The 12,967-nt window shown below is 64.8% G+C and carries 11 protein-coding genes and 1 riboswitch; of the genes, 7 read left to right on the top strand and 4 right to left on the bottom strand.

What is annotated here, in order from left to right:
* Nucleotides 1-30: 30 nt before the first annotated feature.
* Nucleotides 31-648, top strand: coding sequence for a hypothetical protein (locus tag ACIPY2_RS11475; protein WP_400266506.1), 618 nt, complete (start codon nucleotides 31-33; stop codon nucleotides 646-648).
* A gap of 35 nt (nucleotides 649-683) precedes the next feature.
* Here ACIPY2_RS11475 and ACIPY2_RS11470 read toward each other — a convergent pair whose 3' ends face one another.
* Nucleotides 684-1,598 (bottom strand): EamA family transporter, encoded by a 915-nt coding sequence (locus tag ACIPY2_RS11470; RefSeq protein WP_400266505.1) that lies wholly within the window; start codon nucleotides 1,596-1,598, stop codon nucleotides 684-686.
* A gap of 72 nt (nucleotides 1,599-1,670) precedes the next feature.
* Between ACIPY2_RS11470 and ACIPY2_RS11465 the strand changes: the two genes are divergently transcribed.
* Nucleotides 1,671-2,591, top strand: a complete 921-nt coding sequence (locus ACIPY2_RS11465; RefSeq protein ID WP_400266504.1) for a LysR family transcriptional regulator — start codon at nucleotides 1,671-1,673, stop codon at nucleotides 2,589-2,591.
* A 40-nt stretch (nucleotides 2,592-2,631) separates the two neighbouring features.
* On the opposite strand, the gene ACIPY2_RS11460 is transcribed toward ACIPY2_RS11465, so the two are convergent.
* The 3 genes from ACIPY2_RS11460 to ACIPY2_RS11450 all read right to left on the bottom strand — a co-directional run bounded on the left by ACIPY2_RS11460 (nucleotide 2,632) and on the right by ACIPY2_RS11450 (nucleotide 5,747).
* Nucleotides 2,632-3,156: a SixA phosphatase family protein gene (locus ACIPY2_RS11460; protein WP_400266503.1), complete on the bottom strand. Its 525-nt coding sequence runs from the start codon at nucleotides 3,154-3,156 to the stop codon at nucleotides 2,632-2,634.
* 79 nt (nucleotides 3,157-3,235) lie between these two features.
* Nucleotides 3,236-4,102, bottom strand: a complete 867-nt coding sequence (locus ACIPY2_RS11455) for a winged helix-turn-helix domain-containing protein (RefSeq protein ID WP_400266502.1) — start codon at nucleotides 4,100-4,102, stop codon at nucleotides 3,236-3,238.
* Nucleotides 4,103-4,664: 562 nt separating this feature from the next.
* On the bottom strand, nucleotides 4,665-5,747 hold the full coding sequence (locus ACIPY2_RS11450) for a hypothetical protein (protein WP_400266501.1): 1,083 nt from the start codon (nucleotides 5,745-5,747) through the stop codon (nucleotides 4,665-4,667).
* A gap of 231 nt (nucleotides 5,748-5,978) precedes the next feature.
* On the opposite strand from ACIPY2_RS11450, the gene ACIPY2_RS11445 reads away from it, so the two are divergent.
* The 5 genes from ACIPY2_RS11445 to ACIPY2_RS11425 all read left to right on the top strand — a co-directional run bounded on the left by ACIPY2_RS11445 (nucleotide 5,979) and on the right by ACIPY2_RS11425 (nucleotide 12,966).
* Entirely contained in the window at nucleotides 5,979-6,719 is a 741-nt protein-coding gene (locus ACIPY2_RS11445) for a response regulator transcription factor (protein WP_400266500.1), read from the top strand.
* 3 nt (nucleotides 6,720-6,722) lie between these two features.
* Nucleotides 6,723-8,213, top strand: coding sequence for an ATP-binding protein (locus tag ACIPY2_RS11440; RefSeq protein WP_400266499.1), 1,491 nt, complete (start codon nucleotides 6,723-6,725; stop codon nucleotides 8,211-8,213).
* Between the two features lie 108 nt (nucleotides 8,214-8,321).
* Nucleotides 8,322-8,505: riboswitch (cyclic di-AMP (ydaO/yuaA leader) on the top strand.
* A gap of 3 nt (nucleotides 8,506-8,508) precedes the next feature.
* Complete coding sequence (locus tag ACIPY2_RS11435) at nucleotides 8,509-9,348, top strand: hypothetical protein (protein WP_400266498.1); 840 nt, start codon at nucleotides 8,509-8,511, stop codon at nucleotides 9,346-9,348.
* 133 nt (nucleotides 9,349-9,481) lie between these two features.
* Nucleotides 9,482-10,858, top strand: a complete 1,377-nt coding sequence (locus ACIPY2_RS11430) for a glycosyltransferase (RefSeq protein ID WP_400266497.1) — start codon at nucleotides 9,482-9,484, stop codon at nucleotides 10,856-10,858.
* Entirely contained in the window at nucleotides 10,855-12,966 is a 2,112-nt protein-coding gene (locus ACIPY2_RS11425) for a glycosyltransferase family 39 protein (RefSeq protein ID WP_400266496.1), read from the top strand. Before ACIPY2_RS11430 ends, ACIPY2_RS11425 begins: the two co-directional genes overlap by 4 nt.
* Nucleotide 12,967 lies beyond the last annotated feature (1 nt).

The raw sequence follows: 12,967 nt of genomic DNA, 5'->3' as shown, positions 1-12,967 counted from the left end.
CGGTCGGCGATGATTAACCTCATGCGTCACATGGGGAACAGTGGAAAGCTTGCGGTCGTCTCCGCTTTCGTCTCCTTGGGCCTGCTGGTCCTGGCCGCAGTGGTCCTGGAAGAAATGGTTCTGTACCTGTTCCTTGGTGCCGTCCTTGTTTGCTACTTGGCCTCCCTGATCCAGGTCTTCAATCGGCGCCGCTACCTCGTGGTGCTGCTCGCGGCTGCCGGAACCACGATGTTCATTGGCTTCGGCATCGCCTTCCTGCGGATGTGGGGCCTCGCCTTCAACCAGGACCCGGCCGCCCTGGGAAGTGCCGTGAGCAGCAAGGACTCGGACATCTATTTCTATTTGGCCGCGGTAGCCGGTGTGGGCACGCTGGCCGTGCTGTTCCTTGGCGCCGTGTTGCCTGCTTTCGGTTCGCGGCTTGCACCTGCCACGGCCGGGCGTCCAGTTGCCAAGCGACCGGCCGCGGCCAAGCGCCCGACGGCGGCCCGGCCTGCCGCAGTCCGGACGGCCACCAAGGCGGCGCCCGCGAAGCGAGTTCCTGCCAAGGCGGCGCCCGCAAAACGCCCCGCGCCCGTCAAGCCGACAACGGCAGCCAAGCGACCGGCGTCGAACGCTTCCGCCCAGCGCAAACCTGCTCCCAAGCGCTAGCGCTGCACCCCACGTTGAGAGGCCCGCTTTGCGCCTCAACGCAGGGTTTTAGCGCGTTCAGCAGGCCCCACAACGGCCCGTTTGCGGGATACGCCCAGCACGGCAGTAGCCACTCCAAGGAGGAGGATCAGCCCACCGAGGATCTCGGCAGCCGTGGGAACTTCGCTGAGCACCAGCCACGCAGCCGTCATGCCGACCACCGGGACCAGCAGGGTGAAGGGCACCACATCGGAGCCCGGGTAGATCGCCAGGAGCCGGTTCCAGATCCCGTAGCCAACCAGCGAGGCGAAGACCGCGGTGTACAGCGCACTCAGGATGGTCGCCGGTTGCAGGTCCATGATGGTTCCAAGCACCGCATCCGGACCGTCCACCACCAACGACAACCCCGCCAGCGGAAGCGGGACCACCGCACCCGACCAAACCACGAGCCCCAGTCCGGACTTGGCCTTGGAGTGCCGCGCCACCACGTTCCCCACTGCCCAGGACAGCGCCGCCGCGAGGACGATCATCAGCGGCAGCACGGGCGCCACGGCACTGCGTCCCAGCGCAACGACGCCGAGACCGGCAATCCCCAGGACGACGCCCGCCAACTGGCGACGCGTGGGCCTCTCGCCAAGGAACCGCGAAGCCAACACGATGGTGAAGAGCACCTGCGCCTGCAGCACCAGGGAGGCCAGCCCGGCAGGCATCCCCAAGGCCATGCCAAGGTACAGGAGGCCGAACTGGCCGGCACTCATGAAGAGCCCGACGCCGGCAATCGCCTTCCAGCCCACCTCCGGTTTGCGGATAAAGAAGATGCACGGAAAAACAACCAGCAGGAAGCGGAAAGCAACGAAGAGCAGCGGCGGGACGTCGTGGCCTGCCGGGTGCAGTCCCAGATCGATGGCTACGAAGTTGATGCCCCAAAGAACTGCGACGAGGAGGGCGAGTACGGAATGACGGAGGTTCACGAGATAACTCTCCACCTCCTTCCAATGAAGCACCAGCGTTGAATTCGACATGAAACAACGTAGATTTACTTCATGATCGATATCTCCGCCCTTCGGGCCTTGGTTGCCGTCGAAGAGCACGGCTCGGTAGTGGCCGCGTCCGACGTCATGGGTTACAGCCCCTCAGCGGTTTCCCAGCAGATCAAGAAGTTGGAGAAACAGACCGGCGTGGCAGTCCTGGAAAGGAACGGACGGGGCGTCCTCCTCACCGAGCGTGGCGTGGCGCTGGCCGGATACGGCCGGCGCATCATGGGCGAACTAGAAGAACTGCAAGCGACCCTGCTGGCAGATCCGGGCAAGCCTTCCGGTCACCTCCGGCTCGTAGCCTTCTCCACGGCCTGCCGCGGCCTGGTAGGTCCAATGCTGGGCCGACTTGCCTCCGGCGGCTCCGCTTTGGAAGTCAGCGTTCTCGCCGAAGACCCTCGAGAGGCTGTTCAGCGCGTGGCAACGGGGGAAGCCGAACTCGCAGTGGTGCACAACTGGAATTCCGTGCCCCTGGTCATTCCGGAGAACCTGGCCCACGAGGACCTCTGCCTGGACCAGGCGGACATCCTCCTGAACAGCGCCCACCCGCTCGCGGGGCGTGCCGCCGTCGAGCGTGAAGACCTGGTGGACGAAGCGTGGGTGAGCACTCCGGCGGGCGCCATCTGCAACGAAGCCCTCCTGCAGATTTTTGCCGGGCTTGGCCGCGTCCCGGATATCCGCGTCTACGATCCCGACTTCTCCACGCACGTAGCCATGGTGGAGCAGTCAGTGGCAGTAGCCCTGGTGCCCAGGCTGGGCCGGCCGCCGCTGCCACCCGGCGTGGTAGCCGTTCCGGTGGTGAACCCGGTGCAACAACGGGCAGTAGGAATCGTTTACCGGAAAACCATGACGGCGAGCCCGAACATCCGCCACGCAGTGCACCTGCTCCGCGAGGTAGCGGCCAGCCAGGAGTTGCCGTTGCAGGGCTGATTCCCCGCCTGCTCACGACGCCGAAGCGGACGCCTTGGCGTTAGTGGCGCGGTACCTTGAAGTGCGTGAGCCTGGCGTCCTGTCCGTCCAGCTCAGCCCAGGGCTTTTCCGTTTCCATCACCGTCAAAGCGCTCGTTGGATAGCGTGTGGCGGCGTCCATGTAGGCGTCGTGGTCGGATTCGCGGGCTGCCAGGTGCATGGCAAGATCCTGCACGCCGGGCATATGGGAGATGACCATGAGGGTGGTGACCGTATCGGGAACGTGGTTGATGACGGAGAGCATCTCTTTCGCGGAAGCCGCATAGAGGCCGTTCTCCAGCTTGGGAGTCGGCGCTTTCTCCCCTAATTCGTTGCATACCCACGTGCACGTTTGCCGGGTCCTGAGCGCCGAGGAACACAGGATGAAGTCGGGGACGATCTTGTGCTTCAGCAACCATTTCCCCGCCAGCGGAGCCTCGCGGTGGCCGCGTTCCTCGAGGGGACGCTCATGGTCCGGCACACCCAGCGGCCAGTCGGCCTTGGCATGCCGCATGATCACGAGCCGCTTGATGTGGTGGTCACTCATGCAATAACCCTATAGCCGCCGCTTGGCCGGGGAAACGCGAAGCGCCCGCCTCCGGACGGGGCGGGCGCTTCAAGCGTTGCTAGATCGAGTATTCCGGAGCGGCCCAGACGATGACCTCGGGGTGCTCGTAGAAGCGGTACCCCTGGCCCCGGACGGTGCGGACCGTGTTTGCCAGGCGGCCCAGCTTGGACCGGAGGCGGCGGATGTGAACGTCGATGGTGCGCTCGTTGGGGACTTCCTCGGCGTTGCGCCACAGGCCCTCAAGCAATTCGTCGCGGCCCACGGTGCGGGTGCCGTTCTCCACGAGGTAGTTCAGGAGTTCAAACTCCTTGAAGGTGAGGTTCAACGACTCGCCATCCAGGTGCACTTCGCGGCGGGCAAGATCGATGAGCACGCCGGAAGGGCGGGCTTCCTGCTGGGGGGCCGGACGGGCGGCCTCGGTGCGCTGCCGAGCGGCAACAGTCGGGTCACCAAAGGTGGAGCGGACGACGTCGAGTGCGGAGCCGGGCGCGTTGGCGGGGGCCACCGCGACCGCTGCGTAGCTTTCGGCACCGGTCACGAGGGACTGGGCGTAGGCGCGGATTTCCTGGGCCAGCTTGGCAATGGAGGTTCCGGCGGCGGCTGCGGTCTCTTCGTCGATGCCCATGTAGAGCACGAATCCCCGGGCGACGTTGTCATTGGCAACGGGGCGCAGGCGGTCCGACTGGGCAATCACGGGAGTGGGCGCGGTGATTGGAGCGGGCTCGCTGGCGGGGACTGCCCGCAGCTGGCCGTAGGAGTTGGGGTTGTAGCCTTGGGGAACGTAGCCGGGGGCCGCCTGGGACGGAGCCTGTGAACCGGGAGCGTAGCCGGGGCGGTTGCCGAAACCGGGACGGAGACCGGCGTTGGAGGCGGCCTTATTGGCGTTTCGGACGGAGATGTGGACGTATCCGGATGCAACTGACATGGAGTGCTTACCTCAAAAGTGAATAGCCGTCATCGCGGCTTCGAATGCTGGTTGTCCCCGCAATGAGTCTGGGGAGGGGCGCCCAACGCTGGGCAAGGGGGCGAATGCCTGAAACTTCTTGGGGTGGAAAGTTAGGCTTGCATTCGACAACAGCGGGTCTCGTCGCCAGCGGGTGTGCTGGACCAGATTGCTGCGGCTGCAGGTGCTGTTGAGTTCTTGTTCACATTGGAAGTGTGCAACGTAACAAAGGCAACACGCAAGTAACAAAGCGCCGAACCGTCCACATTTTGAGACACGGGGCACTATTGTGTCGGAAATCACAATTCAGTGGCGGCCTAAAATGAACGGCTTTTCATTCGGTCAAGAGGCGAAACATTGGCCCCAAACTGAAGTTTGTTCGATCGATAGGGCATTATGCTCCATTTGATTCCCAAAGCATGGTGGCAAACGGAATCTCACGATCTGAAACAGTTGCTGTCCAATTCCGGTCCACGGGCTTCTCGATTTTCCCGGCGAGAATCTGCTACAAGCGGTAGAAACGGGCGCCGTGAGCGCCCGTTCCTCAAGATGTGGTTCCGGATCCGGACGTAGGGCCCTGCACTGAGGACCCCTCCCCGGAGGACGTCGCCGCAGTCAACCGCACCGACGTAGCCGTGTAGTTCTCGCCACTCTTGGACGCCGTGACCCGGACCGTGGCACCGGACTTGATGTCCGCCACCGTAAGACTGCCGGACGTGCTGCCACGCTGCCGCGTTCCTTGCGCCACGGCAGTATCCGAATCAAGGTTGTACGTCCGGCTGAAGCCATCGGCACTCTTGACGGTCAACGAGTTGGACGAAACCTCGCTGACCACCCCCAATTGGTCGGCCATGGTGACGTACTCGTTGTCGCGAAGGATGACGTACTCCGAATGGATGGCGGCATTGAGACCTCCTCCAAGTCCGCCGGGTGCCATTCCGCCCATCTGGCCAGGCATCCCCTGACCCAATCCGCCTTGCCCTGATCCGTTTTGTCCGGTCCCGTTTTGTCCGGTCCCGTTTTGTCCTGTTCCGCCCGGACCCAGTCCTTGACCGGGCACGCCCTGGCCCTGTTGCCCACCCAGCCCTCCGGCCAGGCCCGAAGGAACATTTGCGGCATCGGCAGAACCTGCATTGCCCAGGGAGTAGAACCCGGCCGCCGTTCCTGCGGCTACCGCAACAGCCACGCCCGCGACGATCAGCGTCCTCTTCAGTGACCAACGGCCCTGCAGGCCCGCCTTGTCATTGCCCGCTTGGGTGGAACCCCAGCCGGAGCTGTCTCCGGCCTGGGGGCCGGAGGCTGTGCCGGCGGGAGTGCCCCAACCTGCTCCAAAGGATGCGGTAGGTCCCGACGCCGGGACGCCCCACCCGGCCTGCGCGTTCTGGCCGGCCTGATCAATTGGTGAGTGGCTGCTTTGGGACGGACTGTTGAGGGGGTTGTGGTTGTTCAGGGTCCGGCTGTCTTGGGGCTGGCCGGGCTGCGCTTCTCCCCATGCCCAGGATGATCCAGAGTTCTGCGCAGCGGGTTGGACGGGCTGCGGCCGCACGGCTTCAGGCTGCTGGACGGCGGGATTGGTTCCCTGCGGCGATCGGGGTTCGGGGTTCCGCGGGAGATTCTGCTCGCTCATGATGTTCTCGCTTGTCTGTAGTTGTCACTTCTGCGGTTGTCACAGGTTGTTGTTGTCCGGTTAGGCCCAGAGTCGATCCCTTGGCTGTGCGGAAGCTGTGTTGGGGAGTAGTCGCTCCTGTGACCTGTGGATTCGCGTGTTTCAGGACTCCCGCCTCGCTACTGTTGACTTCACAGGGTCCTCACAGGATCGCCTCAGCACCGGCAAACCAGCAGAATGGAGAGTTGTCACATGGCATCCCCGCACTCCATGACAAACAACCTTCCCCAGCTCTCCCACCCGGACGGTTCCCCCATCCGCGCCTTGGTGGTTGATGACGAGCCGAGCCTTGCCGAACTGATGAGCATGGGTCTCCGCATGGCTGGATGGTCCGTCAATGTCGCCGCAGATGGTCCGGAGGCCGTCAAGCTGGCCAAGGACTTCCGCCCTGACGTCCTGGTGCTTGACGTGATGCTCCCGGGTTTCGACGGCGTGGAGGTCCTCAACCGGATCCGCGCTTTTGCCCCCGAAGTTCCAGCGCTGTTCCTGACCGCCAAAGATGCCGTGCAGGACCGCATTGTGGGCCTCGCCGCAGGGGGTGACGACTACGTGACCAAGCCCTTCAGCATGGAAGAGGTGCTGCTTCGCCTGCACCGGCTGGTCCAACGCTCAGGCGTCGCCGCAATGGACACCGCCGAGCTTGTTGTGGGCGATCTGACCTTGAATGTTGACACCCGCGAGGTGACCCGGGCCGGAGAGGACATCGCACTGACCGCAACGCAGTTCGAGCTGCTCCGTTACCTCATGGAAAATCCCAAGCGCGTGGTCAGCAAAGCCCAGATCCTGGACCGCGTGTGGGATTACGACTTCGGCGGGCAAGCGAACATCGTGGAACTCTACATCTCCTACCTGCGCAAGAAGATCGAGGCCAACCACGCTCCCATGATCCACACCGTGCGTGGCGCAGGTTACGTCATCAAGCCCGCGGAATAGGCCTTGACCACACTCTCAGGGGTCGCCAGGAAGACGCAGCGCAGCTGGCTGGACCCATCAACGTGGCATTTGCGCACGCGCCTGGTCCTCGTGGCCATGGCGTTGCTCGTCGCGATCTGCGGTGCAGTGGGAATCGTCAGCTACGCCTCGATGGACACAGTGTTCAACAGGCAGCTCGACAAACAGCTCGAGCAGGCGTCCACCAGGGCAAACGCGTTCGACAGGCCGCCGTCGAGCTTTCCGTCGGGAAGGCCCGATCCTTTGGAAGCTCGCGGCCAAGGGGCCGGAACGCTCAATGCCCGGATTGACGGATCCATCGTCAGGAGCGGCGGCCTCATTGACGCCGACGGAAACAGGGCTCCCCTCTCGGCGCAGGACGAGCAGGTCCTTCTTGGACTTCCGCTGGACAACAGGCCGGTGGACCGTTCGCTGTCCAAAGGCGATTACCGATTGGTGGCAGTGAAAACGGCCTATGGGGATGTCATCGTCACCGGCCTGCCGCTGGACGACAAGCAAACCACCGAGGCGTCGCTGGTCTGGACCATGGTGTTCGTCTCGCTCGGCGGCCTGGTGCTGATCGGCCTGGCCGGTACGGTCATCATCCGGCGCACCATGCGGCCGCTGGAGCAGCTTTCGGAGGTCGCCACCAAGGTCTCGCGGCTGCCGCTCGACGCCGGTGAGGTGGCCCTTGCGGTGCGAGTGCCGCCGTCGGCTTCCCACCCGGGAACGGAAGTGGGCAGCGTTGGTTACGCCCTCAACCAGATGCTCAACAACGTCGCCAGGGCCCTCGAAGCACGGCAGGAAAGCGAAACCAAAGTCCGGCAGTTCGTCGCAGACGCGTCGCATGAGCTGCGGACGCCGCTCACGGCCATCCGCGGGTACACCGAAATGCTGCGCATGACGGAGAACTTCACCGAGGACGGCCGGAAGTCGCTGGCACGTGTCCAGAGCCAGTCCGAACGCATGACCACCCTGGTGGAAGATTTGCTGCTCCTTGCCAGGCTGGACGAGGGCCAACCACTGAAGCTCACGGACGTCGACCTCACCCAGTTGGTCATCGAGACTGTTAGTGACGAGAAAGTCATGGCGCCGGACCACATTTGGCAACTCCGCCTGCCGGACCAACCAATCACAGTGCGCGGGGACGCGACACAACTCCATCAGGTCCTGGCGAATTTGTTGTCCAACGCCCGGAAGCACACAGATCCCGGAACCACCGTGGTAACCGGGGTCATGATCTCCGCGGATGGCAGCGCAGTGGTCACCGTAACCGATAACGGACCCGGAATCCCTGCGGACTTCCAGGGGCGGATATTCTCCCGTTTCGCCCGGGCTGATTCGGCCCGGTCCGGCTCTGAAGGTACCTCCGGCCTGGGACTTTCCATCGTGGAGTCGATCGTGGGAGCTCACGGCGGAAGTGTCGAAGTAACCTCCAAACCCGGTCGCACAGAGTTTGCCCTGAGGCTCCCGTGCGTAACGGTCGAACACGCATAACGGAACGGGCAAGGCGACGCACCGCCGTCGTGATCTCTGTTACCCAAATGTGACTTAAGCGGAAACCTCCTGTAGCGTCGAAAGGGTGGGTCGCCCCAAGAGACCCACACCCGGGATGCGCCGAGCTCTGCCACTTCCCGGAGTTCCGTTCTCATCGAGGCAGAGACGGGGGACCCAGAGTCTCCGGGCCAGGCATTGCGCCGGCCCTTGGGGTGAAGCCGCAGCTACGCGCGCGGCCGGATGACCTCATCCGAACCCGACAGCTAACTCCGCAGGCGCTGAGAGGTAATCACACATGTCTGAATTCAAGGATCAGGCGCGCCCTTCCGCGCGCCATCGCGACGAAAACACCGCCCCGCTGACCAAGTCGCAGACCGTTCTGAAGAACGCTGCCCGTCAGGGCAAGGCCGGCCACCGCATGTCGGTAGTAGCCGGCGTTGTTGCCGCCGCACTCGGTGTTGCATCGCTGGGGCAGGCTGCAAACGCAGCCTTCAACCTTCCGGAACTGAGCCAGGCCGCCCAGACCCAGTCGGCAGCACAGATCGACCCGCAGGCCCGCGAGAACGCGGCCGCCGAAGCCGCCGCCCAGGCTGACGCCGCCAAGCAAGCCGCAGCAGAAAAGGCAGCTGCCGCCCAGAAGGCCGCCGCAGATAAAGCGGCCGCAGACAAGGCTGCAGCGGACAAAGCCGCCGCGGACCAGGCCGCCGCCGCGCAGGCTGCTGCCGAAAAGGCCGCCGCTGATGCCGCTGCCAAGGCCGCCGCGGACAAGGCAGCCGCAGACAAGGCAGCAGCTGACGCCGCAGCCGCCGCTGCGCCGAAGGCCGTTGACGATCCCGCCGCCGCCAAGGCGTACGCTGCCAGCATCCTGTCCAGCTACGGTTGGGGCCCGGGCGAAATGACCGCCCTGAACACGCTGTGGGAGAAGGAATCGGGCTGGCGCACCACTGCCACCAACGCTTCCAGCGGTGCGTACGGTATTGTCCAGTCGCTTCCGGCCGGCAAGATGGCTTCGGCGGGCGCTGACTGGCAGACCAACTACCAGACCCAGATCAAGTGGGGCCTGAACTACATCAAGGAACGCTACGGTTCCCCGTCGGCTGCCTTGGCCTTCCACCTGGCCAACAACTGGTACTAAGCCGAGAGCTTTCCCGAAAAGCCGCTCCCGTTCCGGGGGCGGCTTTTCGCGTCCCGCCGGACGGAGAAACTTACACAGTCCCGTCACAGCTTCCGCCTAAAGCCCTCACAATCGGCAGCCTCAATGTAAATGCATGACGCTCATAGATCCCGCCACCAGTGCGCTGCCGAACCCCGCCCATTCGGGGACCTTCGCCGCTCCTGCCTTGCCCCACCGGCAGCCGCGGCGCTCTCCCGTGGACACGCGGACCTCGGTCCCTGTCCTGGACGTGACCATCCCCGTCCACAACGAGGAAACGGACCTTGAGGAGTGCTTGCGCCGGCTGCACGGGCACCTCGCAGACACCTTCCCGCATACGTTCCGCATCACGGTGGCGGACAACGCGAGCACGGACAACACCCTGAAGATCGCCGAACGCCTTGCCCGCGAACTCCCGGAAATAGCCGTCATGCGCTTTGAGGAGAAGGGCCGGGGCAACGCCCTCCGCCAAGTCTGGCTCGCGTCGCCCTCCCCCGTGCTCGCCTACATGGATGTGGACCTTTCCACCGACCTGGCCGCCTTGGCCCCGCTGCTGGCTCCCCTGATTTCCGGCCATTCGGACCTTGCCATCGGAACGCGGCTCTCGCGAAATTCCCGTGTGGTCCGGGGGCCGAAGCGCGAGTTCGTCTCCCGCAGCTACAACGTCCTCCTGCATACGCTCATGGGAGCCCGGTTCTCTGACGCCCAGTGCGGTTTCAAGGCGATCCGGGCCGATGTGGCCCATCGAATCCTCCCGCACACCTTGGACAACGCCTGGTTCTTCGATACCGAACTGCTGGTGCTTGCCGAGCGCTGTGGCCTGCGTGTCCACGAAGTCCCCGTCGACTGGACGGACGATCCCAACTCAAGTGTCGACGTCGTGCGCACAGCGGTGGCCGACCTCCGCGGAATGGCGCGACTGACGCGCGACCTCGTCACCGGACGCATCCCCGTCCCGGAACTTCGCGCGGCCCTTGCCCGAGGACCGTTGCCTGCTTCCTCACGGACGTCTGAATCGACGCCGCGCAGCAGCCTGTTCGGGCAATTGGTCCGCTTTGGAGCGATCGGCGCCGCGTCAACGGTTGCGTATTTGCTGATCTTCCTGTTCTGCCGGGGCTTCATGGACCCGCAGCTCGCCAACTTCCTGGCACTCATCATCACCGCCGTGGCCAACACTGCGGCCAACCGGCGGTTCACATTCGGCATCCAGGGCGGCAACCATGCCCGCCATCATTTTGAAGGCCTGATCGTCTTTGGCATCGGGCTCGGCCTCACCTCGGGCGCGCTGGCCCTGGTGCACGGCACCACGACGCCGGACCGCTGGCTTGAGGTGGTGACGGTCGTTGGCGCGAACCTCGCCGCAACCGTGGCCCGTTTCCTGCTGTTCCGTTTGTGGGTGTTCCGCCGACCCGCGGAATCCACCCCTCATACCGAGGGTTCTGCCCCAAACTCAGAGGGCTCCGACCAGACCACAGAGGTGGCAGCAAAATGATCACCGCCCTCCAACCAAGCAATGCTGCTGCCGAGCCGGCGCAGGCCAGGGAAGCACAGACGCGCTTCCACCGTGTTGCCTTCGGGCACCAGCCGCGCTGGGTGCGTCCGTCCGCCGCCGGCCTCTTGGTGGCAACCGCGTTCCTCTATCTCTGGAACCTTGCCGCTTCCGGCTACGCCAACTCCTTCTATGCAGCAGCCATCCAGGCCGGCACCAAGGACTGGACGGCCCTGTTCTTCGGCTCCCTCGATGCCGGCAACGCCATCACGGTTGACAAGCCGCCGGCCTCCCTCTGGATTCCGGCGTTGGTGGGCAGGATTTTCGGCTTCTCCCCCACGAGCATGCTGGTTCCGGAAGCACTCATGGGGGTTGCCGCCGTCGGGCTTCTATATCTGACCGTGAAGCGCGTATCCGGTCCCGCGGCAGGGCTGCTCGCCGGTGGCGCTTTGGCGCTGACGCCCGTTGCGGCATTGATGTTCCGCTTCAACAACCCGGACGCCATGCTCACGCTGTGCCTGGTACTGGCCGCGTACCTGACCACCCGCGCCATTGAGAAGGCCGGCTGGAAGTGGCTGGCCGCGGCAGGCGCAGTGGTGGGGCTGGCATTCCTGAGCAAGATGCTCCAGGGATTCCTGATTGTGCCCGGTTTGGCGCTGGCCTATCTTTGGGCCGCTCCCACAACACTGCGCAAGCGGATCCTGCACCTTCTGGCAGCGGCCGCGGGCATCGTGGCCGTGGCAGGAACCTACATTGCGATCTTCCAGCTGACTCCGGCCTCGGCCAGGCCCTACATGGCCGGCTCAGAGGGCAACAGTTTCCTGGAACTCACGTTCGGCTACAACGGGTTGGGGCGCATCACCGGTTCGGGTGAGGGCGGCGCAGGTGGCGGCATGCCCGGGGGTTCCGGTGCGGGCGGCGGTCTGCCGGGCGGCGGCTTCGGCGGCGGTGGCTTCGGTGGTGGCGGCGGCTTCGGTGGCGCTGCCGGACTGGGCCGGATGTTCGGGACCAGCTTTGGTGCTGAAGTCTCCTGGCTCCTGCCCGCAGCGTTGATCCTGCTGGTGGCCGGGCTGTGGTTCACCCGCCGAGAAGCCCGCACGTCGCGAAGCCGCGCTGCCCTGCTGATGTGGGGCGGCTGGCTGATCGTCACGGCCGGCATCTTCAGCTTCATGAGCGGCATCGTCCATCCGTACTACGCCGTAGCCTTGGCGCCTGCGATTGCCGCCCTCATCGGCATCGGATGCGTCGAACTCTGGCGCGGCCGGGCGTCGTGGATGCCCCGGATCTTGCTGGCAGTGGTGGTGCTGGGAAGTGCGCTGTGGTCCGCTGTGCTCCTCGGACGGGACGCCTCCTGGCTGCCATGGCTGCGGATCGTGGTGGTAATTCTTGGTGTCCTCGCTGCAGCCGCGCTCCTGCTTCGCCTGGATCAACTGGGTGCCTCCAGGCTCAAAGGTGCCCTCCGACGGCTGCCGGCTGCCGCCGTCGTCGTCGTGTCGTTGCTCGCCGGCAGCCTGGGAACCGGGGCGTGGACAGTTGCTACTGCGGCGACTCCGCACTCGGGTTCCATTCCGACGTCGGGACCTTCCGGTGCGGCCAGCGGCGGCTTTGGCGCCCGGGCAGGATTGGGCGGTAGAAACCGCGACTTTGGCGGCGCGGAGAACGGCCTCGGCGGGACCACGGGAGCGCCTGACACAACAACCAACGGTTCAGCCACGGCCGAGGGACTCCCAGGCGCAGGCGGTTTCGGTGGCGCTGGCGGCTTCGGTGGCGCAGGCGGCGGGAGCACCGCCAACGCCGAACTGTCGGCACTGCTGAAATCCACCACCACCAAATGGTCGGCCATTGTCTCAGGCGCCACCCAGGCTGCAGATTTGGAACTCGCCACCAATACCAGCGTGATCGCCCTCGGCGGGTGGAACGGCGGCGACCCGTACCCCACCCTGGCCCAGTTCCAGGACATGGTGGACAAGGGCCAGATCAGCTACTTCATCTCCGGCGGCGGTATGGGTGGCGGCGGCCGTGGCGGCAACTCCGAGGTCGCGGCTTGGGTAGCTGCCAACTACCAAGCCCAAACCGTCGGCAGCGCCACCATCTACAAGTTGGTGGGCTGAC

The organism is Paenarthrobacter sp. NPDC089675 (genome assembly GCF_044749185.1).
Classification (GTDB): Bacteria; Actinomycetota; Actinomycetes; order Actinomycetales; family Micrococcaceae; genus Arthrobacter.
The sequence above is the reverse complement of the archived record's forward strand: the minus strand, read 5'-3'. Positions and strand labels throughout refer to the sequence as shown.

Coding starts and splice junctions, on each gene's coding strand:
- ACIPY2_RS11475 (WP_400266506.1), top strand. CDS start 31: ATGGGGAACAGTGGAAAGCTTGCGGTCGTCTCCGCTTTCGTCTCCTTG.
- ACIPY2_RS11465 (WP_400266504.1), top strand. CDS start 1,671: ATGATCGATATCTCCGCCCTTCGGGCCTTGGTTGCCGTCGAAGAGCAC.
- ACIPY2_RS11460 (WP_400266503.1), bottom strand. CDS start 3,156: ATGAGTGACCACCACATCAAGCGGCTCGTGATCATGCGGCATGCCAAG.
- ACIPY2_RS11455 (WP_400266502.1), bottom strand. CDS start 4,102: ATGTCAGTTGCATCCGGATACGTCCACATCTCCGTCCGAAACGCCAAT.
- ACIPY2_RS11450 (WP_400266501.1), bottom strand. CDS start 5,747: ATGAGCGAGCAGAATCTCCCGCGGAACCCCGAACCCCGATCGCCGCAG.
- ACIPY2_RS11445 (WP_400266500.1), top strand. CDS start 5,979: ATGGCATCCCCGCACTCCATGACAAACAACCTTCCCCAGCTCTCCCAC.
- ACIPY2_RS11435 (WP_400266498.1), top strand. CDS start 8,509: ATGTCTGAATTCAAGGATCAGGCGCGCCCTTCCGCGCGCCATCGCGAC.
- ACIPY2_RS11430 (WP_400266497.1), top strand. CDS start 9,482: ATGACGCTCATAGATCCCGCCACCAGTGCGCTGCCGAACCCCGCCCAT.
- ACIPY2_RS11425 (WP_400266496.1), top strand. CDS start 10,855: ATGATCACCGCCCTCCAACCAAGCAATGCTGCTGCCGAGCCGGCGCAG.